General features: G+C 40.4%; 24 protein-coding genes. 17 read left to right on the top strand and 7 right to left on the bottom strand.

Annotation, left to right across the window (positions count from 1 at the left end):
- Positions 1-143 precede the first annotated feature (143 nt).
- From AC4HAF_RS05260 to AC4HAF_RS05235, 6 genes are all read left to right on the top strand, one after another.
- A complete protein-coding gene (locus tag AC4HAF_RS05260) occupies positions 144-464 on the top strand; it encodes a hypothetical protein (protein WP_491096945.1) in 321 nt (106 codons plus the stop codon).
- The gene (locus AC4HAF_RS05255) at positions 464-1,549 is read left to right on the top strand and encodes an AAA family ATPase (RefSeq protein WP_491096944.1); all 1,086 of its coding nucleotides are present in this window, start codon (positions 464-466) and stop codon (positions 1,547-1,549) included. The genes AC4HAF_RS05260 and AC4HAF_RS05255 overlap by 1 nt, the downstream gene beginning before the upstream one ends.
- Before the next feature lies 1 nt (position 1,550).
- A complete protein-coding gene (locus AC4HAF_RS05250) occupies positions 1,551-2,159 on the top strand; it encodes a hypothetical protein (protein WP_491096943.1) in 609 nt (202 codons plus the stop codon).
- A gap of 130 nt (positions 2,160-2,289) precedes the next feature.
- Positions 2,290-2,886 carry a replication protein gene (locus AC4HAF_RS05245; RefSeq protein WP_491096942.1) on the top strand — a complete coding sequence of 199 codons (597 nt, stop codon included), beginning with the start codon at positions 2,290-2,292 and terminating at the stop codon, positions 2,884-2,886.
- On the top strand, positions 2,879-3,145 hold the full coding sequence (locus AC4HAF_RS05240; protein WP_491096941.1) for a MerR family transcriptional regulator: 267 nt from the start codon (positions 2,879-2,881) through the stop codon (positions 3,143-3,145). The genes AC4HAF_RS05245 and AC4HAF_RS05240 overlap by 8 nt, the downstream gene beginning before the upstream one ends.
- A gap of 72 nt (positions 3,146-3,217) precedes the next feature.
- A complete protein-coding gene (locus AC4HAF_RS05235) occupies positions 3,218-4,495 on the top strand; it encodes a tyrosine-type recombinase/integrase (RefSeq protein WP_491096940.1) in 1,278 nt (425 codons plus the stop codon).
- A gap of 285 nt (positions 4,496-4,780) precedes the next feature.
- Here the strand turns inward: AC4HAF_RS05235 and AC4HAF_RS05230 are convergent, their stop codons facing one another.
- The gene (locus AC4HAF_RS05230) at positions 4,781-5,035 is read right to left on the bottom strand and encodes a transcriptional regulator (RefSeq protein ID WP_491096983.1); all 255 of its coding nucleotides are present in this window, start codon (positions 5,033-5,035) and stop codon (positions 4,781-4,783) included.
- A 362-nt stretch (positions 5,036-5,397) separates the two neighbouring features.
- Positions 5,398-6,495 carry an ArsR/SmtB family transcription factor gene (locus AC4HAF_RS05225; RefSeq protein WP_491096939.1) on the bottom strand — a complete coding sequence of 366 codons (1,098 nt, stop codon included), beginning with the start codon at positions 6,493-6,495 and terminating at the stop codon, positions 5,398-5,400.
- Between the two features lie 94 nt (positions 6,496-6,589).
- Here AC4HAF_RS05225 and AC4HAF_RS05220 point away from each other — a divergent pair, with 94 nt between their 5' ends.
- Both AC4HAF_RS05220 and AC4HAF_RS05215 read left to right on the top strand, forming a co-directional pair.
- Positions 6,590-7,942 carry an MFS transporter gene (locus AC4HAF_RS05220; RefSeq protein WP_491096938.1) on the top strand — a complete coding sequence of 451 codons (1,353 nt, stop codon included), beginning with the start codon at positions 6,590-6,592 and terminating at the stop codon, positions 7,940-7,942.
- A gap of 213 nt (positions 7,943-8,155) precedes the next feature.
- Positions 8,156-8,914: an SDR family NAD(P)-dependent oxidoreductase gene (locus AC4HAF_RS05215; protein ID WP_491096937.1), complete on the top strand. Its 759-nt coding sequence runs from the start codon at positions 8,156-8,158 to the stop codon at positions 8,912-8,914.
- A gap of 136 nt (positions 8,915-9,050) precedes the next feature.
- On the opposite strand, the gene AC4HAF_RS05210 is transcribed toward AC4HAF_RS05215, so the two are convergent.
- Positions 9,051-9,713, bottom strand: a complete 663-nt coding sequence (locus tag AC4HAF_RS05210; protein WP_491096936.1) for a Crp/Fnr family transcriptional regulator — start codon at positions 9,711-9,713, stop codon at positions 9,051-9,053.
- Positions 9,714-9,802: 89 nt separating this feature from the next.
- Here AC4HAF_RS05210 and AC4HAF_RS05205 point away from each other — a divergent pair, with 89 nt between their 5' ends.
- Positions 9,803-10,810: a carboxylesterase family protein gene (locus tag AC4HAF_RS05205; protein WP_491096935.1), complete on the top strand. Its 1,008-nt coding sequence runs from the start codon at positions 9,803-9,805 to the stop codon at positions 10,808-10,810.
- Positions 10,811-11,291: 481 nt separating this feature from the next.
- On the opposite strand, the gene AC4HAF_RS05200 is transcribed toward AC4HAF_RS05205, so the two are convergent.
- Both AC4HAF_RS05200 and AC4HAF_RS05195 read right to left on the bottom strand, forming a co-directional pair.
- On the bottom strand, positions 11,292-11,651 hold the full coding sequence (locus AC4HAF_RS05200) for a rhodanese-like domain-containing protein (protein WP_491091891.1): 360 nt from the start codon (positions 11,649-11,651) through the stop codon (positions 11,292-11,294).
- Position 11,652: 1 nt separating this feature from the next.
- Positions 11,653-12,066 (bottom strand): MarR family winged helix-turn-helix transcriptional regulator, encoded by a 414-nt coding sequence (locus AC4HAF_RS05195; protein ID WP_491096934.1) that lies wholly within the window; start codon positions 12,064-12,066, stop codon positions 11,653-11,655.
- A 192-nt stretch (positions 12,067-12,258) separates the two neighbouring features.
- Between AC4HAF_RS05195 and AC4HAF_RS05190 the strand changes: the two genes are divergently transcribed.
- The 4 genes from AC4HAF_RS05190 to AC4HAF_RS05175 all read left to right on the top strand — a co-directional run bounded on the left by AC4HAF_RS05190 (position 12,259) and on the right by AC4HAF_RS05175 (position 14,393).
- Positions 12,259-12,588, top strand: a complete 330-nt coding sequence (locus AC4HAF_RS05190) for an ArsR/SmtB family transcription factor (RefSeq protein ID WP_491096933.1) — start codon at positions 12,259-12,261, stop codon at positions 12,586-12,588.
- A gap of 76 nt (positions 12,589-12,664) precedes the next feature.
- A complete protein-coding gene (locus tag AC4HAF_RS05185; protein WP_491096982.1) occupies positions 12,665-13,660 on the top strand; it encodes a permease in 996 nt (331 codons plus the stop codon).
- 11 nt (positions 13,661-13,671) lie between these two features.
- The gene (locus AC4HAF_RS05180) at positions 13,672-13,980 is read left to right on the top strand and encodes a thioredoxin family protein (protein ID WP_491096932.1); all 309 of its coding nucleotides are present in this window, start codon (positions 13,672-13,674) and stop codon (positions 13,978-13,980) included.
- Positions 13,977-14,393, top strand: coding sequence for an arsenate reductase ArsC (locus AC4HAF_RS05175; protein WP_491096931.1), 417 nt, complete (start codon positions 13,977-13,979; stop codon positions 14,391-14,393). Before AC4HAF_RS05180 ends, AC4HAF_RS05175 begins: the two co-directional genes overlap by 4 nt.
- 226 nt (positions 14,394-14,619) lie before the next feature.
- Here the strand turns inward: AC4HAF_RS05175 and AC4HAF_RS05170 are convergent, their stop codons facing one another.
- Together AC4HAF_RS05170 and AC4HAF_RS05165 are read right to left on the bottom strand one after the other, a co-directional pair.
- Positions 14,620-15,960, bottom strand: coding sequence for a replication-associated recombination protein A (locus AC4HAF_RS05170; RefSeq protein WP_491096930.1), 1,341 nt, complete (start codon positions 15,958-15,960; stop codon positions 14,620-14,622).
- Positions 15,961-16,014: 54 nt separating this feature from the next.
- On the bottom strand, positions 16,015-16,386 hold the full coding sequence (locus tag AC4HAF_RS05165; RefSeq protein ID WP_027974930.1) for a MerR family transcriptional regulator: 372 nt from the start codon (positions 16,384-16,386) through the stop codon (positions 16,015-16,017).
- Between the two features lie 372 nt (positions 16,387-16,758).
- Between AC4HAF_RS05165 and AC4HAF_RS05160 the strand changes: the two genes are divergently transcribed.
- The 4 genes from AC4HAF_RS05160 to AC4HAF_RS05145 are packed head-to-tail and all read left to right on the top strand — an operon-like array spanning position 16,759 to position 20,138.
- Positions 16,759-17,910 (top strand): betaine/proline/choline family ABC transporter ATP-binding protein, encoded by a 1,152-nt coding sequence (locus tag AC4HAF_RS05160; RefSeq protein ID WP_491096929.1) that lies wholly within the window; start codon positions 16,759-16,761, stop codon positions 17,908-17,910.
- A complete protein-coding gene (locus tag AC4HAF_RS05155) occupies positions 17,907-18,539 on the top strand; it encodes an ABC transporter permease (RefSeq protein WP_491096928.1) in 633 nt (210 codons plus the stop codon). Before AC4HAF_RS05160 ends, AC4HAF_RS05155 begins: the two co-directional genes overlap by 4 nt.
- Before the next feature lies 1 nt (position 18,540).
- Positions 18,541-19,470 (top strand): osmoprotectant ABC transporter substrate-binding protein, encoded by a 930-nt coding sequence (locus AC4HAF_RS05150; protein WP_491096927.1) that lies wholly within the window; start codon positions 18,541-18,543, stop codon positions 19,468-19,470.
- Between the two features lie 2 nt (positions 19,471-19,472).
- Positions 19,473-20,138, top strand: a complete 666-nt coding sequence (locus AC4HAF_RS05145; protein ID WP_027974934.1) for an ABC transporter permease — start codon at positions 19,473-19,475, stop codon at positions 20,136-20,138.
- Positions 20,139-20,160: the final 22 nt, after the last annotated feature.

Below are 20,160 nucleotides of genomic sequence, written 5' to 3'. Positions count from 1 at the left end.
ATACTTTCAAAATTCTTGAAATCGAGGTAAGGCTAAATCAATTATCATAGTGGTGTCCTTAGCTAAGACAGTCCAGCTCATGACCTAAACCGAGCAATGTCAACCTAATAAAAAAGAAACAAGTCCATAAGGAGGTCAAAATTATGGCAATTAAAACAAGACACAAACAAAGTGGGTACTCTACCACAACCGCATCTGAATATATCAAGCCAGATAAACCAATTCACAGTTTGAGTACTGAACTCGAAGCTCAACAGCTCTTTGAAGATGGCAAACCAACCGGTGAGATTGTTTCCTACAAGGCAACATTTGTTCAGGAAGGGCTTGAACCCTTTCAAGTCAAATTTGAAGATAAGGTCAAACTGCCCGAATTTCTCAGCTTAGTCCAATTCGACAACCTTCAGGCTGTAGAAGTCCGCTACAATGTCTACTTCAAAGCAGATGGCTTCAAGGAGGTCAAATAATGGTAACAAAATCAGATGCCATCCTGCAATCCTACTTGCTCCAGAGCCTAAACATGGCTCTAGGAGCTCTGATGCAGGGTGAAACAAGCTATACAAACAGTTTTAATATTGTGATTCAAGAGGATGGCTTTATCTTCATCCCTAGACTCCCATGTGCCTATATCCTGGATGATGAACTCTACAATAAAATCTTCTTGATTGCCAATGCCTCACTCTATCCGCATTACACGCTATTGAAACAGAACTCCACCTATTTTGTCCCACTCAAGACAGATGATATCCATGTCCAACGTGGTCTCTTCTTTCCATGGAAGATGGGGATTTCTGAGCGCTTGGTTATTCCTGACCTTGATAAGTACACTGCTGACTTACCAAAGAATCAGATTCCAATTATGGAAAATTTTGCTCTCAATCTTGATAAGGTCAATCACATCGCTATCTGCGGAAACTCAGGTTCTGGCAAATCTTACGCCCTCACCTACCTGCTCTCTGTACTCAAAAATCAATCTGATTTAATTATCGTTGACCCCAAATTTGACACCCCTAGTAGATGGGCTCGTGAACATCAAATTGCGGTGATTCATCCCGTCGAGAATCGTTCCAAATCTGACTTTGTATCAGAAATCAATGAACAACTAAGTCAGTGCCTTGATTTGATTCAAAAACGACAAGCTATCTTGTATGACAACCCTCGCCATGCGTTTACTCATCTCACCATTGTTATTGATGAGGTCTTGGCTCTTTCAGAAGGCGTTAACAAGACGATTAAAGAATCCTTTTTCTCACTTTTGTCACAAATTGCCCTACTTGGACGAGCTACTAAGATTCATTTGCTTTTGGTCAGTCAACGTTTTGACCACACGACTATTCCGATTTCGGTACGTGAGCAGCTCAATGTTCTCATTCAGATTGGAAATATCAATAAAAAGACCACGCAATTTCTCTTTCCCGACCTTGACCCAGAAGGTATCGTCATTCCAATTGGACACGGGACAGGCTTGATTCAAGTGATTGATAATGAACATCCTTATCAAGTCCTTCCGTTACTCTGCCCAACCTATTACACAAAGAAAGGGATTCTCTAAGATGAAAAAGTCGTTCTTTATGAGGACATTCAACCTCAACATCAATCTAATTCTATTCTCTGTCTTATCAGGTTTTCTTGGATGGACACTAAGTTTTCTAGTAACCACCCTAAGTCAGCCTTTGCCCATTTCACTTGACTTATCTCAGGTAAATCTTTACCTAGTTTTAGGAAGTCATTATTGTTACTTGAGTATGGTCATCTGCTTATCCATTCTGGCAGTATCAGTAATACTTGAAATCGTGAAGCGAGTTCGACTTGATAATCTTATCAACTATTTCAAATCTATCTACCACACTTTCAAGTTTCGCAACTTCCTGACACAACGTGAGAAGTCAGAAAAAGTTACAACGATAGATAACCAAACTATCACAACCTACAACCCAATAAATGGTAGCTTCAATCGCTGTGCTCATAAGAGTGTTGTAGACATCCGAAAAGACGAAGTCAACATCTTCATCAAAGTCCCACGAGACCAACAGGGACAAAAAGTTTTAAGCGACATGACTTCTCAATTAAAAGAAGAGGTCTCTAGCCAACATCCCAATTACTACTTTTCTGCCCCTAATCGGGTAAGAAACACCCTATGGTTAGTTGGTAAAAAACGGTAAAAGAGGGGGCTATGGCTTGCGTTTAGCAGTAGCCAAATAGCTTCCTCTTTTCAATTATGACAAGGTAATTGGGGGTTACTACGACCCCCCAATTATCCAATAATCAATAATCAGAAAGGTATAACACTCTATGACAAAAGAGCAACGCTCAAGCAAATGGACATTCCTTTTCTACAAAGAGAGTGCCCCTGCTGACTACTTTGAGATTCTTGAAGAATTACACGTGCCATTCATCTTGAGTCCATGGCATGACAAGGACATTAACAGACAAACAGGTGAGTTGAAAAAAGCTCACAAGCACGGAGCTTTCTTCTTTGATTCTCTCAAGAGTTACAAACAGGTATCTGAGTTAATCAAAGATAAGCTGAACGGCCCTGCTCATGTAGAGGTTGTCCAATCTCCTAAAGGGCTCTTCGATTACTTTACCCACGCTGAAAACAAGGATAAAACTCAGTATGATGTGAATGATATTGAAGTAGGCTGCGGCTTCAACCTTGATAAGTTTCTTGTAGAGCTGAACTCAGATGAGTTTATGCTCGAAGTCGTAGATATCATCGAACAAAATGATTTCACTGAGTTTGAAGAATTGGTTTGGTACGCCCGTGCAAACCATACACCTCTACTCGGACTTATCATCGAACGTACTTACTTTTTCGCTAAGTATCTTGATTCACGACGATGTAACCCACAACGAAATCAAACAAAGAAAGGAATTCGGAATGAGTAGAGAAAAGCTACAGCAAATCGAAACTTTATTGACTGTCTTAATTGAAACTATCAATAGGCAAAATAGTTCCAATAAAGCTTTATTGATGACACAGAAAGAACTGTTAGAGTTCTTGAGTATTTCCCCAAACACTTTGAAAGCATGGGAAAACAAAGGGCTCCAAAGACTTGAACCTCCAATTGAGGGAACTCGCACGGTATTCTATCAATTAGAAGACGTCATCAAATTTTTGACTCCTAACGTAAGCAAAATGTGCTAAAATAGTATCATCAAAATTGATTGTGAGGGTACTATTTTAGCCTTTTGATTATCCGAATGCGAAAGGCAAAAAATGCAAAAGAAAACACAAACCGAAATTATCGATTACAACGGTAAGAAAGTCACTAAGAAGATAAAACTTAATGGACAAGTCAGCTATTCCCTAAAAGGTGTGTATATTGGGACTGATGTGAAGACAGGAAAACGAGTCACAGCCTCACTCTCAGCAAAAACTTTACGACAATTAGATAGAAAAATTGTCGAAACAAAGATTGAGTTTGAAGAAAATGGCTCAACAGTCAAAGAAGTTTTAAAAGCAACTACTTTTGAAGAATTAGCAGAGGAATGGTTTTCAAATTTCGTTAACTGGGTTACTTCACAAAACACAATTAACCGTGTTCGTGGTTACCTAGACAACTACATTATCCCACAGTTTGGAGACTATAAAATAAATAAAATCGAAGCTTCTGATATCCAACTTTGGGTGAATAGACTAGCTAAGAGAGCCAAGAAATCTGTTGAATCAGGCGTGCTTAGAGCTAGAAAAGGTAGCGCTAAGGATTTTGGAGCAATGGTTCACAAGCTAAGTGATATTTTCGATTATGGCATCACGAATGCTGGATTAACTCATAACCCTTCAAAATCTGTCAAAATTCCTCCGAAGCCAAAATCACCAAAGAAAAGGATAATGGTGCTTCACGATGAAGATTTGTCTGTTTGGCTAGACTATTTGGACAGCTTGCAAAATACACGAGCTAATCGCCGGTTTAAAATCATCTGTCAAACACTTCTAGCTTCTGCATTACGAATCAATGAATTATTAGCGTTGGAAATTGACGATTTAGACTTTGAAAGCAACACAATTAAAGTCAGTAAAACATTGATGTGGAAAAATGCTAATAAGAAGAGCCGTACAAAAGGAGAGGTTGTCTGTAAATTAACACCGAAAACAGATGCGGGAAATCGCAAAGTACCTGTCCCTGAGGATATTCTTCTTGAGTTGAAAGCTTTTCATGAAGAAATGAATACCTACTTTGAAAAGCATAGCTTACCGAAATCAAAACTTATTTTCCCAACAATTTATGGGAATTACATGTGTGATAGAAATGAACGGGCAACACTCAAAAAACGATTGGCGAGCTTAGACCTTCCAGACTATGGTTTCCACTTATTCAGACATACCCATGCAAGTTTAATGCTGAATTCCGGGGCAAACTGGAAAGAACTACAAACCAGAATGGGACACAAATCAATCAAGACTACTATGGATACCTATGCAGAATTAGCTCCACAAAAGCAATTTCAAGCGGTTGACCTATATCTTGATAAGATTGCTAAGTTAACAAGTTAAGTCGCCTATCACTACCTTCATCACTACCTTTTCTTGAAAATTCAAGAGTAAACAACTGTAAACGTTGATTTAACAGCGTTTATAAGATGCTAAAATAGAAAATATTTAACCCTCACTGAGGTTAAGTAGACATTCAATACGAATTAATACATAAGAAAAACGCTCTAGTTTTACAACTGACTAGAGCGTTTTTTATTGATTAAAAATCAAAAAATAAAATCCTGACATAACACAATACTTTCAAAACAAATAATCAATTCAAATAAAAATTTGATAGAGATTTACTTATAAAAAATCCTTCATTAAATCATTTAAATCAGTTTTTAAAACAATCTGTCTGCTTTGAGTTAATTGACATTTTCTCTCATGAATTAGCTTTTCTAATATCTTTTCTCCTAATGCTCCGCCAATATGAAACTTTCTTTCAGAAAAATCTAAACATAATTTGATATTAGGATTAGGCTGATAGCCCAGCCATTGCTGCATAGTATTAATTCCTATTTGCGTCAAAGAATAGTTGATAGGGGATTCTTGTTTCATTAATTTATTTTGAATAAACCACTCAAATATTGTAACTCCTGCTTTTCCTGCTAAATGGTGTAAGCATGTTCGTGCTTCCCCAAGCTTAATTGCTTGAGGACGGCTGGCTAGTTTTTTGACGGCTAGTCTTCCTTGCTCTGTGATGGAGATATTATCATTATTTAATTTATAATAAACTCGCCCGTAGAAGTTAAATAAGACTATTTCAGGACTAGATTTTAAAAAAGTAACTTCATTTTTCGACAAAGAATGCCCTAGAATTCTTTCAATTTCAATTTGAGTTAGAAAACGATTAGCTGATAAAACCGAAATAATTTGTGACATTGGCATAGTAATTCACCACCTTTTTAATGACTAAAGCCTCAATTCTTAAAGAATTGATAAAAGTTTGGCATCAGTTGTGTAACGAGCTGTGTTGGCTCATAAAGGACGAATTTTTTAGCTTTTGTTGTTGTTAATAATTTAGCCTCTTTTAGAATCTGCAAATGTCTGGACACGCTGGAATTACTCATTAATAAAACTTGAGCCAAAGATTGTGTTGTACTTGGCTTATCAATGACATAATTCATAATTTGCAAACGGACAGGGTCACTCAAAGCTTTAAAAATAGTGATGAGGCTTTCCGGAGTAGAATTATAGTAACTTGGCTGCTCAGTAATATCATAAGTAATGGCAAGTCCTTGGTCGAAAGTTTCAACAAAGAGGTGAGGCCAAATAAAATAACTTGGTAATAGCATAATAGAATCACTGTCTTGCAGTTGGATTTCTTGGTCAAACGGTTTAATAATGACCAGCTCATCCTCTTTCCAATGGATGCGGTCAACCTGTAAATGATTAAACATTTCGATTAAACCGTTTTTTCTTAAAAAAGAAGATTGCTTCTGAATTTCATCTAGCAGTTTCTGCTGAATGGCTTTCTCTTCCCAAGTGTTATCAAATATTTCTCGTCGATACCAATTTATAAAAGAAAAAAGATGTTGATAAACACTGGAAGCATCCTTTCTCAAGTCACTAAGTAACTGATTGTCCTTATGCAAAGAAAAATCTTTCCATTCTAGTCCTTTTGCTAATGTCGGAATGAAGGAGTTTTCTCGGTCATTTGTCACTTTCTCCAAATGCTCAATTAACTGAGTAGTTGGTAGCTCATCAAAAAATTTCTTTAAATTTTGTATCTCTTCTTCAATCGTTGTCGCATGATAGCGAAAATTACAAAGCAAGATAGGGGAAACACCAAGTTCATAAAATAGTTGAAAATAATGAAGGTTTTCATAGAATTCCTTAGTAAGTTTATTTTGTATCCCAATGACCCAATCAACATTTGTTCCATGGTGACGAGGATTCAATAAAACATGTAAACTTCTAAAAAGCTCATTTAGTGGGGAATATACAAATTGTATCCTTTGTGTCAGCGTTTCATCTGTTTTCAGAGCATATTTGCTGAATTGAACAGTAATAGCCATAAATGATATCTCCAAACGATTCGATATTTCTAGAATTGATTGATTATAGATTATCTTCATTGTATCATAGTTTGAGATAAAGGAGGAAACGAAAATGACAAAACGGTTTCAGGATTTACTGATAACAGTTATCGCAGGTATGGGAATGTTATTATCTACTCTTGATACAGGTATTATCAATGTTGCATTATCCTTTTTGAAGGGGCAATTTCAAACGACAACTAGTATTGCATCTTTTACAATAACCGGCTATACGTTAGCTTTAGCTATCTCTATCCTGCCTTTAGGGGTATTAAGTGATAAATTTGGAAAGTTAAAGATTTCCTACTTAGGATTTGTACTTTTTGGACTGAGTTCACTATTTTGTGGGTTTGCTAATAGTATAGGATGGCTTATTATCGGACGGATTATTCAAGGCATGGGAGCGGCAGCTCTACAAGCTACGTCAGCAGCTTTGATTACTACTTTAGTTTCTGAAGAACGAAAGAACAGCTCTATCAGCATTTTAGGCGTTATGATTGGCTTAGGGCCTGTCCTTGGTCCGTCTTTAGGAGGCATATTACTTTCTTTAAATCTTTGGCGCTTTATCTTCTGGCTAAATGTTCCTTTTGCAATCCTCGCAATAGTATGTAACCATTATCTTCTTAATACGCTCTCTGAGGAGACTAGCGAACGAACATTGGATAATCTTGGAATTGTTATAAATGCTCTGATGTTAGTTTTTCTTTTATTAGGATTATCTTTATTAAGTAAACCTCATTTGTTAGCTATGAGCCTTACTTTAATAGTAGTCAGTTTATTGATTGGGATTTTGTTTTATCGTACTGAGCTTGATAAAAAGAATGCACTTGTAAATGTCAAGGGACTAAGGGAGAATCCTCAGGTAATCTCCTATCTTTTTCAAACGGTCGCCTTTGGTTTTGCCTCTGCCATGATATTTTTACTTCCTCCCTTTATTTTTGAACAGTTATATCATTTAGGAGTGGGACAAACTGGCTTTCTTGTACTAGGAGCACCTGCAGGCTTGGTCCTTTTTTCAAGAATATCTGGTAAAATCAATGACGGCAGTAAAAATAAAGCCTTTAGTCATTTAGGTCTCGGAATTATTATTGCTTCTTTGCTTTTCCTCTTACTTCTCACTCCTAACTGGCCTTATTTCTTCTTAACTTTAGGATTGTTTATTTATGGTATTGGCGGAGGCTATTTTCAACCTGCCAATATCGCAAGTATTATGCAAGCCAGCCCTATGGAAATGCAAGGAAGCACAGGAGCTTTACAGCGAATGGTACAAAATGTTGCCATTTCAGCTGGTTCAGCTATTGGCTCAACTTGCTTAAATCTTTGGTCGAACAATCTACTACTAGCCACTCGAATTGGCTGGGGAATTACTCTCGTTTTAGTTATTTTCAGTTTCACAAGGATAACAAACTTTAGATTTGCCAAATAAAGAAAAGAACTAACTTTTCACGATATAGTTCTTCAAATATTATCTAAATCACAAAACTACCTAAATATGGATTTCTATATATTTTCCTTTTTACAGCATCTCAAACTCTGAATAATAAAATTCCTTAAAGCTGACATTTTTCCTATTTCCTCTTGACCTAGAGTTAACTCTAGAAATTATAATAAGTATAACTTAAAAAGGAGGAAATTAAAAATGACAGCCAATCTTAATCAATACGTTTGCATCACCGGCGCCAGTTCCGGCATCGGACGAGCGTCAGCCAAAGCTTTCGCTCATCTCGGATTCCATCTCATTCTGGCAGCCAGACGAAAAGAATCATTAGAGGAGCTGAAGCAAGAAATTCTGCACACTTATCCCGGCCTGGATATTGTTGTCAAAAGCGTTGACCTAGGTAGCTCAGATAACGTCTATCAATTATACGAAGACTTAAGGAATTATCACATCTCTGTTTGGATTAATAATGCGGGTTTTGGCAACTATGATAGTGTCGCCGACCAAGACCTCACGAAAATTTCTGCTATGATTCATCTAAATATTGAAGCCTTAACAATCTTATCAACTTTATATGTTAGGGATTATCAAGATATCGAGGGCAGTCAGCTGATCAATATATCATCTCGCGGCGGCTATATGCTGGTCAATAAGTCCGTGAGCTATTGTGCTGCAAAATTTTACGTTAGTGCTTTCACCGAAGGACTGGCCCTAGAGATGGAAAGCCAGCACCATAAACTGCGGGCAAAGGTGCTTGCTCCGGCAGCAACCAAGACCGAATTTGGCAGGGTAGCGACTGACTCCAGGCAATACGATTACAACCGAGAGTTTAAACAATACCATACTGCTCAAGAGATGGCTGATTTCCTCATTCAACTCTACAAGAGTGATGAGGTGGTTGGCTTAGTTGATGTAACAGATTTCAGCTTCCACCTGAGCCCGCCGCTGTTTAAGCATTAGGATAACTACTGCTTAAATGCTGATACATAAAAGTTTAACTTTGAAGCAGCAAAATATCCTAACAATATTAGTGCGACCATGACAGATAGGGTAATTTTACCATGATTTACCGATTTTTGTCTTACTCTCTAATGTTTTAATAATCAAAATCAACCTGATCAGCTAAGAGTCTGGCCAAAGCTTGGCGGTCTCGAATGATGATTTGTTGCCCTGATTTGCTCAGAATATTTTGGACTGCCAGAGTCTTAGTTAGCTTGGCGACTGTGACCGGATGAATAGCGAGATAATCAGCAATTTCCTGATATTTGAAGAACTTAGGTAATTCATAGCGACCGTTGATGGGCTGGCTGTACTCCAGCAAAAAGCGACAGTAGCGTAAAGCGACTGGCTCGTCCATCAAGCTTTTAAAGTGCTGGATGAGGTTAATATTATTTTCCGTCAGAGTCTGGGTTACAATTTTCAAAAAGTCATTATCAGTAAGGAGATTCTTAAAGACTTGATGGCTCAACCGGTAAACCTCACAGACCGTACGCGCCTGAATACTGAAAGAAGACCAAAAAACATCGGTTTTGACCAGCTGATGGTGCAGCAACGGCGCAAAATTGATTACCTTGGGTCCTGAATGATAAGCATAGACTTTTTCCCGCCCGCTAAAAGAACTCGACAGCAAAGCACAAGTCCCAGAGGCAAGAAGGTAAATAGCTTCAGTGCTGCCGTCTTCGTCAGATGTACTGATATAATCTCCCTTTTTGAAAGTCATCCGTGTTCCCAGTGCAAAATAATGGCTTAAAGTTTTCATAAATCCTCTAAAATCTTAGTCTAAACTATATTTTTTTAGTCTAGTTTACCGTAAACTAAGCCTATCCACAAGGAAATGAGGTTATTATTATGAAAAAACTTTTAATCCCCCTGATCACCTTCATCCTAGTTATCCTTTTAGCCGTTGGATTTTTTACCTTTAGGTCAACCAACATCTCTAACCAATCAAGTTCCACTGCAAAAACTACCACCTCATCAACAGCTAAATCTAGTATCGATCAAGTCAACAATGCTTTGGCTGAAGACGAAGATGCTCTCATTAGTGATACAGCGTCTAAATTCAAGCAAGTTGACTACACTGATGAAGAGACCGGTAAAACCATCACTTACAATGTTTACCTGCCAGAAGATTACGATGAAAACAAAGAGTATCCGACCGTTGTCTTCATCGGCGACAGCAGCACAACCGGTGATGATGCGACCAAGTCTCTGACGCAAGGTCTGGGAGCTAACGTTTGGGCCAGTGATGATTGGCAGTCAGTCAATGAAGCTATCGTTCTCGTGCCAAGCTACCCTGAGACCATCTTGGATGATCACGGCAGTTATACAACGACTGAATATGTCGAGTTGACCAAGCGCTTTATCGACTATGCGAGCGAAAAGTACGCTGTTGATACTGACCGTATCTACGGTACTGGTCAGTCTATGGGAGCCATGACTACCTTGCTCCTTGCTAGCCAATACACTGACCTCTATGCAGGCATCATGATTGTTGATGGGCAGTGGGACATCAGTAAGCTCTCAGGACTGGAAGGTCAAAACATTGTTTATTTCGCTGCAGAAGACGATGAAAATGCCTGGGCTGGTATGCAGGAAGTCATGGACATGTATGATGAAGATGATGAATCGTATACCTACGCCCAATGGGACGGCTCTTGGACACCTGATCAGCTGAGCCAAGCTAGTAAAAAAATGACCGCCAATAGCAATAAGGCTTACTTCATCTCCTGGAAGTCCGGCAGTATCGAGGTTGACAGTTCGGGCATGGGCGGCAGCTCAGCCTACCATATGGCCAGCTTTGACTACGCCTACCGCTCCATTGCCATGATGGAATGGCTTTTCCAGCAAGAGAAATAATTTCTTCTAAAAGTTGGATATCTTTGTCAAATGGCTTAATGACGGCTAATCTGTCCTTTTGCCAATGACTGCAATCAATTTGCAGATGATTAAACCATTTTTTCTTAAAAGGATAAAGTAAAAAGGGAGTTCACCTAAACTTAGGCTGAAATCCCTTTTTAAATGACTGATTGTCTTCAAATAATACTTTGGCATGCGCTAAAAGACAATCTAATAAGCCTTCTTCTTCCACATAGCGATAGTTTCTGGCGGTAAAATCAAGCGCAGCAACTACTTTCCCATAGATTTCTGTTCCTTCCAGGAAAACGTAAAAAGAATAATGATGCTTGGTGCTGCTGATTAATGTAAAAGCAGCAATAGCAGATACTTGGTTACAATCTGTAGCTTAGACAAATATACAGGCGATACTTTTTTGTTTATACCCTTAATCATCAATGTTAAAAATCTTTTAAATTATTTATTCTCAAAGAATTTTAGTATGTTACAACGCCGGCTCGGTTGGCAGGTTCATGCCCTTCCAGCCTTCAAAGGCTCCTGCAAGCTCATAGGCTTTGAAACCAGCCTTATAAAGGGTCAGTAAGGCCTGTTTGCCCAGAATTGTGCCGCCATTCCAATCATAGACCACATAGGTTTTACTTTTATCAAGATTGGCTAAATGCTCGTGCAGATCTTTGGCTGGTATAGCCTTTGCTCCCTTGATTTGTTCTTTTTTCATTTGCGCCGGAGCATTGCGGATATCAAGGACGACATAGTCTTCATTCCCGTTCTTCATAGCTTCTAAAACGGTGAAGTGGTTAATATAAAGTTCTAAGTACATTTCTAAAAATTCAACTTTATCCATCTTATTTTCCTCCCATTGCATTTGCGATGCTGTCAAGCACTTCTTTTTGCCAATCAGCCAGATTAGCAATGACACCTTGCTCTATTTGGTGCATTTCTTCCCACATTTTAGTCACTAACTTCTTACCTTCATTTGTTAAGACGATTAGGTTTTGCCGTCTGTCCTTAGGATTTTGTTGGCGTTTCACAAGTCCTTTTGATTCCAGCGTATCAATCAGCTGCCCAACCGTGGTCCTATCAATTGACATGAGTTCCCCGATTTTTATTTGCGTAATAGAATCATTGTTACTAAGCGTGACCAAAGCACCATACCCTCTCGAATCGATACCATATATCAAGAGAGATTTGGAAAACTGTTTATCCATCTTCTGAGCGACTTTACTAAGGGTATAGCCCCATGATTGTTCTAATTTCAAATCATCACCTCTTTTGATTATCAGTTTTCCTGATTATATATTTTATTCAATGTTTTGTCAACTATCAAAGAGGAAGATTTTAATAATTTTACTTTTCAAAAATTTTCCTTGCTTGCTCAGATAAATCTTTGACAAAAATACTGATAAATTGTACTCTTAAGATAGTTATACATCAAGTTTTTTTGATATGAGGTGATTGCAATCGGTCAGTATACACGTGATGCTCAAATTTTCAAGGCACTTGCAGATGAAAAGCGCCTGCAGGTATTGGATTATTTACAGCAGGGAGAAACCTGTGCCTGTGTCTTGATTGAAGCTTTAGATATTCCCCAGTCGGCACTTTCTTACCACATGAAAATTTTGTGTCAGTCTGGTCTTGTCAGCAGCAGGCAGGAGGGAAAATGGAAACATTACAGCATCAGCAGTCTGGGCGCTAGCTATGCCATAGAGCGCCTCGGGCAATTAACCGCTGCTGACAACAGTCATGCTAAAACCTGCCATTGCCAGCGAAAGTCATCGTAAACATGACTTTTATTTAAACCTAATGTATCAAATTTTTTTGATCTATTATCTGTAAAACGTGAACGGAGGCCCAATGATGTGGTCATTTATCCAAGATCAGATTCTCGGCATGAAATGGCTGAACAGCCTTATCGGCAAAATCCTATCATCACTCGGTCTTGACCTTGAGTCAAGGCTGGGAGGGAGTCTGCAGTTTTTTATTTACGATGTTATCAAGATTACCATTCTCTTATGTGTTCTGATTTTTATCATTTCCTATATTCAAAGCTATTTTCCGCCAGAGCGCAGCCGAAAGATTTTAAGCCGCTTTGACGGTCTGACAGCAAATATTATCTCTGCCCTGCTGGGAACGGTAACCCCCTTTTGCTCCTGCTCCTCCATTCCTCTTTTCATGGGATTTTCAAGTGCCGGTCTGCCGGTCGGCGTGACCTTTTCCTTTCTAATTTCATCTCCGATGGTTGATTTGGGCAGCTTAATTTTGCTGATGAGTATTTTTGGCGGTCAAATTGCTGTCATTTACGTTATTTTTGGCTTAGTAGTTGCTGTTATCGGAGGCTCTGTTATTGAAAAACTGGGCATGGAAAAATACGTTGAGGATTTCGTCAAAAATGCTCAGGCTATTCATTTAGAGGCAGAAAGCTTATCATGGCCTGACAGGCTGTCTTTCGCCAAAGAACAAGTCGCTGACACCTTTAAGAAGGTCTTTCCTTATATTCTGGCAGGTGTTGGCATTGGCGCTCTTATCCACAATTGGATACCGGAACATTGGGTCACTCAGGTGCTCGGCAGCCACAATCCTTTAAGCGTTATTCTTGCAACGCTGATTGGTATTCCTATGTACGCGGATATTTTCGGCTCTATTCCGATTGCTGAAGCTCTGCTGAGCAAAGGAGCCCAGCTGGGAACGGTTTTATCTTTTATGATGGCTGTCACCACTTTGAGCCTGCCTTCTCTCATCATGTTAAAAAAAGCTGTCAAAGCTCCGCTCTTAGCCGTTTTTATCCTGATTTGCACTGTTGGTATTATCTTAGTAGGATATGCTTTTAATATCCTGCAGACATTCATATTTTAGGAGGTATAACGATGTCATTGTTCAGAAAAAAAGAAAATCAAGATTTTCACAAGACTGCTGCGCCAAAAAGCGAGGCTGCTGTTTTTAAAGTGCTGGGCTCCGGCTGCAAGAAATGCCAAACTTTAGAAGCTAATGTCAAGCAAGCTTGTGAGGAAACTGCGCTCAAAGCTGTTGTCGAACACGTCAAAGATTTCAGCCAAATTGCTAATTACGGTGTTATGTCCACACCGGCTCTCGTTTTAAACGAAGAAGTCGTTTCTGCTGGTAAGGTCTTGTCTGCCGAGGACGTGAAGGCTATTATTCAGGAGAAATTATCATGACCTCAAAGCCCAAGGTTGCCTTTATCTGTGTCCATAATTCCTGCAGAAGTCAGATGGCTGAAGCTTTGGCCAAGTCTCGTTACGCTCATGTTTTCGAGGCCTATTCAGCTGGGACAAAAACCAAACCGCATATGAATCAAGATGCTGTCCGAATCATGAAAGAGCACTATGCCATTGACATGGAGGCCGCACAGTATTCTAAACTGCTGGAAGAGCTGCCGGTCATTGATATTGTTATTACCATGGGCTGCAATGTCCATTGTCCTTATCTGCCTTGCAAACACAGAGAAGATTGGGGTTTGGATGATCCCACAGGTCAGCCAGACCAAGTCTTTCTGCAAACACTTCACAGCATTGAGGATAAGCTTGAAGCTTTAGCCGACTTTGTTAAGGCTCATCCCTTTAACTCTTAATCCGTTTCAACCTTCAAAAACCATCTTCTTACTGTCAGCTTGAGGCTGCAGTGAAGCAGCATTTTAGGCTCAGGCCTCAACTGTACAAAAAGCTCCGGCCTGCGCTTGCCGGAGCTTTTAGACTATAGACAGCCCTCTATTTGCTTATTTTGATAAGCAAAAATACCATATAAATTTTCACGAGCGCAAGCGAGCTAAGGAAATATCACCGAAAAAAGCTTTTTTCTTACTTTTCACTAGAGTTGGTATGGTGTTTTTCTTTCCATTCTTTGATATAGTTAAGCCGCTGTTTGATTCTGGCTTCATGGCCTTCTTCGGTCGGCTTGTAATAAATATGATCAGCTATGCTTTCAGGGCGTGTCGGCATTGTAGTCAGTTTATCTTTATAAAAATGCGCCAGCTGATACCCCTTGCCGTAACCGACTTCTTTCATGAGTTTGGTTGTTGCATTGCGCAGCTGCAAGGGCACCGGTTCATCAATGGTTTGTTTGATGTCCTTTTGCACAGCTGTTCTGGCTTTATATGTTGCATTGGACTTTGGAGCCAAAGACAGATAAATCACACACTGGGTCAGATGTACATCACACTCAGGCAGTCCGATGTAGCGGCAGGCTTGAAAAACATTAATCGCCAGATTGAGGGCACTGTTGTCCGCCAGTCCGATATCCTCACTGGCAAAGCGAATCAGACGCCGGGCAATATAAATAGGATCCTCACCGCCATCAATCATCCGCCCTAACCAGTAAATGGCTGAATCCACATCGCTGTTGCGCATGGATTTATGAAGGGCAGAGATGATATTATAATGTTCCTCACCGGCCTTATCATAATAGGCCGTTTTCTTATCCAGCAGTTCTTCCAAGAGGTCACCGGAGATGGTGACTGTTTTATCTTTTATGTCACTGTTAATGACCAGCATTTCCAGTGTATTGAGAGCTGTCCTGGCATCCCCGTTAGAATAAATGGCAATTTGTTTCAGGAGCTCATCGCTGATACTAATCTCCAAATCCGGAAAAGCCTGAGGGGATTTGAGAACCCGTTTGAGCAAGTCTGTAATATCACTTTCGCTTAGCTGCTTGAGAACAAAGACCCGGGTGCGTGACAGTAAAGCTGAGTTAACTTCAAAAGAGGGATTTTCAGTTGTCGCTCCAATCAAAATGATACTGCCCTTTTCCACATAGGGCAAAAAAGCATCCTGCTGAGCCTTGTTAAAACGGTGGATTTCATCAATAAAAACGATAGTGCGCTCACCCAGCTGGCGGTTTTCCTCTGCTTCGTTCATGATTTTACGGATTTCTTTGATGCCATTTAACACCGCGCTGAAGGTAATAAACTTGGATTTGGTCTTTTTGGCAATAATTTCAGCCAGTGTCGTCTTTCCCACTCCGGGCGGTCCCCAGAAAATCATGGACGACACCTGGTCTTTATCAATCATTTCCCGCAAAAATTTTCCTTCTCCCACCAGATGCTTCTGACCGACAAAATCATCCAGACTGGTCGGCCTCACACGGCTGGCTAGAGGTGCTGTCATATCCATATCTTGGTCAAATAAAGATGTTTGCGCCATGGCTGTCCCTCCGATCTCAATACTATAAACAAAAACCTAAATCGCTGCTCTTGTTTAAGAGTCTGCTGAATCTCCTATCTGCTCTTTATAGAACTGAATTTTGTCAAGCAGCTGAGCTTTATTGTCTAAAAGAGACTGAATCGTTTTATCCAGTACTTTTAAATGATTTTCCAGCAACTGCATTCTTTCCAAATAAGTGCCGGCTCCTTTTTCTCTCAGTTCAGAATACCTTTTGATTTCTTTAAGCGGCATGCCGACAGCTTTCAAACGCAGTATAAACAGCAGCCAGCGGTAATCATCATCAGTATAGCAGCGCCTGTTGCTACTATCTCTCTGCGGCTTTAATAAGCCTTGATTTTCGTAATATCTAAGCGTATGGATACTGAGCTTGCTGCGTTTTGCAAATTCTCCTATTGATTCCTTCATTTTTTCCCCTTCCGCTGTCAACCTCTAGTGAACTCTAGGTGCTATCTTTATTATAACGCAAAAGAAGAGGAATTTGATAGAACAGCACACAAAAACTCGACTGCGGGACAGGCAGTCAGGATAGCTGCTTGTTCCGAACTCCAGCTTGACGGACTTTTGGTATCTTTAGCCACCACAGTTTCTTGTCAAGTCTTCTCCTAATTTTTTTCCAATAATCATTTAAATAAATTGAAACTATTTTCTGAAAATGATTTGATTCATAAAAATATTTCATTTTTTTACATAAATTTGATACACTACTAGTAACTAGAGAATTTTTCTCCGTCTGTTACTGTTCAAACTGATAATCGAAAACAACCAAAGGAGGTCAGTATGGAAAAAGAACCTGTTATTGAGTTTAAAGAGGTCAATAAAATTTATGGAGACAATGTTGCTGTTGAGCATATCAATCTGAAAATTATGCCCGGAGAGTTTGTCTGCCTGATCGGTACCAGTGGTTCCGGCAAAACAACTATCCTGCGTATGATTAACCGAATGTTAAAACCAAGCAGCGGCGAAATCTTGATCAACGGTCAGGAAATTTCACACTTCAACCCTGTCCAGCTGCGGCGAAAAATCGGCTATGTCATTCAAAATATCGGTCTCATGCCTCACATGACCATCTATGAAAACATTACGCTGGTGCCAAAGCTTTTGAAATGGCCGGAAGAAAAGAAAAAAGCCAAGGCAAAAGAGCTGATAAAATTAGTTGAGCTGCCGGAAGATTTTCTGGATCGCTACCCTTATGAGCTGTCCGGCGGGCAGCAGCAGCGTATCGGTGTTATCAGAGCACTGGCTGCCGATCAAGAGATTATCCTCATGGATGAACCTTTCGGAGCCTTGGACCCTATCACAAGAGAAGGACTGCAGGATCTTGTCAAATCGCTGCAGGAAAAGACTGGAAAAACCATTGTCTTGGTTACCCATGATATTGATGAAGCCTTAAAGCTTGCAACCAAAATTGTTGTTATGGATGAAGGCCATACTGTTCAGCAGGACAGTCCTACTGAATTGCTGCGACACCCAGCAACACCTTTTGTGCAAAAGATGATTGGGGAAGACCGCCTGATTCAGGCACGCGCTGATGTCACGCCTGTTAAGACAATCATGTTAAAAGATCCGGTTTCCATTATGCCCGAACAATCCCTGCATGAAGCCGTTTCCTTGATGAGACAAAGACGTGTTGACTCTCTTTTAGTCACAGATAAGGACAATAAACTGCTCGGCCTGATTGATATTGAAACCCTCAACAACAACTATAAGAAGGATCTTTCTGTCGGCGATATCCTAAACAAAGTTACTTTCTACTTAGAAGAAGACCAGCTCCTGCGCGATACAGCCCACCGTATTTTAAAGCGCGGCTTAAAATATGTTCCGGTGGTTGACAAAGAACACCACCTTAAGGGAATTGTAACGCGGGCATCATTGGTTGATATGCTCTATGATATCATCTGGGGCAGCCAAGATACGGAGGACACGCTATGAGTGACTTTTTAGCACAATACGGCAGTGAATTAATCGTTAAGACTTGGGAACAGATTTATATTTCGGCAATGGCTCTGTTTTTGGGAATTATTGTCGCTGTTCCTATCGGCGTTGCGCTGACACGGTTTCCTAAACTGGCTAAGTTCTTTATCGGTCTGGCCAGTATCCTGCAAACCGTTCCCAGTCTGGCTCTTTTAGCCATGATGATTCCTTTGTTTGGTGTTGGAAGAACGCCTGCAATCATCGCTCTTTTCATTTATTCTTTGCTGCCAATCATGAGAAATACCTATATCGGAATGAACAGTGTGGACCCCATTTTAAAAGACAGTGCGAAGGGCATGGGAATGACCCCGATTCAGTCAATTTTTCAAGTTGAGTTGCCCTTGGCAGTGCCGGTTATTATGACAGGAATCAGGCTGTCTGCTATTTATGTCATTGCCTGGGCTACCTTGGCGTCCTATATCGGTGCCGGGGGCCTTGGAGATCTTATTTTCAGCGGTTTAAGCCTCTTTCAGCCTTCTTTAATTATCGGGGGAACCATTCCTGTTATTCTCCTTTCTTTAATTGTTGATTATCTGCTCGGGCGCCTTGAAGATCATTTGACACCGCGACAAAAGAGGAATTTATGACATGAAAAAACGACTATATTTTTTAGCAATCCTTACAATAATTCCACTAATTGCTTTAGCCAGCTGCAGCAAAAGCAACAATGCGAAAAATAAGGACGATGCTAATATAAGAATCGCCGCACAAAGTACGACGGAATCCAGTATTATGGCTAATATGATCAGCGAATTGATTACTCATGAATTGGGCTATAAAACGACCCTGATTTCCAACCTCGGCTCCACCAATGTAGTCCATCAGGCGCTGATGCGAGAAGACGCGGATGTTGCAGCAACCCGCTATACAGGAACAGACCTGACAGGAACGCTGAATTTGCCGGCTGAAAAGGACAATATCAAGGCCAGCAAAATTATCAAAAAAGAATTCACCAAGCGCTTTGATCAAACCTGGTTCCCAAGCTACGGTTTTGCCGATACTTACGCTTTTATGGTGACAACTAAATTTGCCAAGGCAAACAATCTTACAACCGTAGCGGATTTAAAAAGAATCGCAACGACTGCTAAGGCGGGTGTTGACAGTACCTGGATGAGACGCGAAGGCGACGGTTACAAGGAATTCAGCCGCACCTACGGTTTTTCCTTTAAGAGCATCTATCCGATGCAGATAGGCCTTGTTTACGACGCTGTTGAAAATGATAAGATGCAGGTGGTTCTGGGATATTCCACAGACGGCCGCATCCAAAGCTATGACCTTACCATTCTTAAAGACAATAAGCATTTCTTCCCGCCTTACGATGCGTCTATGGTTGCTAACAACCGGATTTTAAGACAGTATCCTGAATTAAAGCCGCTTTTGCACCGCTTAGACGGAAAGATCGACCTTGAGACCATGCAAGAGCTCAATTATCAAGTAGATGACCAACTGCTGGAGCCATCTGTCGTTGCACATAATTTTTTGAAAAAACATCATTACTTCCGTGAAGGAGGGGATTAATAATGAGTCATATGAGTATTACAGAGCAGCTGATTTACTATTTTCAGCACAACAGCAGCTATGTTCTGACACAGTTCCTGCAGCACTTCCTCATTTCTATATACGGCGTGCTGCTTGCTGCCCTTATAGGAATTCCGGTAGGAATACTGATTGCTAAGAAGGGGCAGCTCAAAGGATTTATTATGGGCATCGCCAATGTCATACAAACCATTCCTTCTTTAGCCATGATTTCCATTATCATGCTGGCTTTGGGTCTGGGCACCAAAACTGTTATTGCGACCGTCTTTTTATACTCCTTGCTGCCTATTATCGGCAATACCTATGCTGGTATTCGAAATGTCAATGCTGACCTAGTTGACGCTGCCAAGGGCATGGGAATGACTGGTAAACAGCAACTGCTGATGGTTGAGCTGCCCTTGTCTTTAGCTGTCATCATGGCCGGTATCCGCAATGCCTTGGTGCTGGCAATCGGGATTACGGCTATCGGAGCCTTTGTCGGCGGCAGCGGTCTTGGAGATATTATCATACGCGGTACCAATGCAACCAACGGCGGTGCTATCATTCTTGCAGGTTCCCTGCCAACCGCCTTTATGGCTGTTGTCTCCGATTTAATTCTCGGAGCTATCCAGCACTATTTGGAACCAAAAGGTATGTCAACCAACCGTTAAACTCATAACCATCCGTTTGCCA

The organism is Streptococcus sp. ELY_90, assembly GCF_058314475.1.
This window is presented reverse-complemented; position numbering and strand designations above follow the sequence as displayed.

Bases quoted from the DNA above. Each gene is read 5' to 3' on its own strand.
- AC4HAF_RS05205 (WP_491096935.1), top strand. From the start codon at position 9,803: ATGAAAAAACTTTTAATCCCCCTGATCACCTTCATCCTAGTTATCCTT.
- AC4HAF_RS05225 (WP_491096939.1), bottom strand. From the start codon at position 6,495: ATGGCTATTACTGTTCAATTCAGCAAATATGCTCTGAAAACAGATGAA.
- AC4HAF_RS05200 (WP_491091891.1), bottom strand. From the start codon at position 11,651: ATGGATAAAGTTGAATTTTTAGAAATGTACTTAGAACTTTATATTAAC.
- AC4HAF_RS05185 (WP_491096982.1), top strand. From the start codon at position 12,665: ATGTGGTCATTTATCCAAGATCAGATTCTCGGCATGAAATGGCTGAAC.
- AC4HAF_RS05260 (WP_491096945.1), top strand. From the start codon at position 144: ATGGCAATTAAAACAAGACACAAACAAAGTGGGTACTCTACCACAACC.
- AC4HAF_RS05240 (WP_491096941.1), top strand. From the start codon at position 2,879: ATGAGTAGAGAAAAGCTACAGCAAATCGAAACTTTATTGACTGTCTTA.
- AC4HAF_RS05215 (WP_491096937.1), top strand. From the start codon at position 8,156: ATGACAGCCAATCTTAATCAATACGTTTGCATCACCGGCGCCAGTTCC.
- AC4HAF_RS05165 (WP_027974930.1), bottom strand. From the start codon at position 16,386: ATGAAGGAATCAATAGGAGAATTTGCAAAACGCAGCAAGCTCAGTATC.
- AC4HAF_RS05210 (WP_491096936.1), bottom strand. From the start codon at position 9,713: ATGAAAACTTTAAGCCATTATTTTGCACTGGGAACACGGATGACTTTC.
- AC4HAF_RS05170 (WP_491096930.1), bottom strand. From the start codon at position 15,960: ATGGCGCAAACATCTTTATTTGACCAAGATATGGATATGACAGCACCT.
- AC4HAF_RS05180 (WP_491096932.1), top strand. From the start codon at position 13,672: ATGTCATTGTTCAGAAAAAAAGAAAATCAAGATTTTCACAAGACTGCT.
- AC4HAF_RS05155 (WP_491096928.1), top strand. From the start codon at position 17,907: ATGAGTGACTTTTTAGCACAATACGGCAGTGAATTAATCGTTAAGACT.
- AC4HAF_RS05255 (WP_491096944.1), top strand. From the start codon at position 464: ATGGTAACAAAATCAGATGCCATCCTGCAATCCTACTTGCTCCAGAGC.
- AC4HAF_RS05245 (WP_491096942.1), top strand. From the start codon at position 2,290: ATGACAAAAGAGCAACGCTCAAGCAAATGGACATTCCTTTTCTACAAA.
- AC4HAF_RS05150 (WP_491096927.1), top strand. From the start codon at position 18,541: ATGAAAAAACGACTATATTTTTTAGCAATCCTTACAATAATTCCACTA.
- AC4HAF_RS05175 (WP_491096931.1), top strand. From the start codon at position 13,977: ATGACCTCAAAGCCCAAGGTTGCCTTTATCTGTGTCCATAATTCCTGC.
- AC4HAF_RS05230 (WP_491096983.1), bottom strand. From the start codon at position 5,035: ATGAAACAAGAATCCCCTATCAACTATTCTTTGACGCAAATAGGAATT.
- AC4HAF_RS05235 (WP_491096940.1), top strand. From the start codon at position 3,218: ATGCAAAAGAAAACACAAACCGAAATTATCGATTACAACGGTAAGAAA.
- AC4HAF_RS05220 (WP_491096938.1), top strand. From the start codon at position 6,590: ATGACAAAACGGTTTCAGGATTTACTGATAACAGTTATCGCAGGTATG.
- AC4HAF_RS05145 (WP_027974934.1), top strand. From the start codon at position 19,473: ATGAGTCATATGAGTATTACAGAGCAGCTGATTTACTATTTTCAGCAC.
- AC4HAF_RS05250 (WP_491096943.1), top strand. From the start codon at position 1,551: ATGAAAAAGTCGTTCTTTATGAGGACATTCAACCTCAACATCAATCTA.
- AC4HAF_RS05160 (WP_491096929.1), top strand. From the start codon at position 16,759: ATGGAAAAAGAACCTGTTATTGAGTTTAAAGAGGTCAATAAAATTTAT.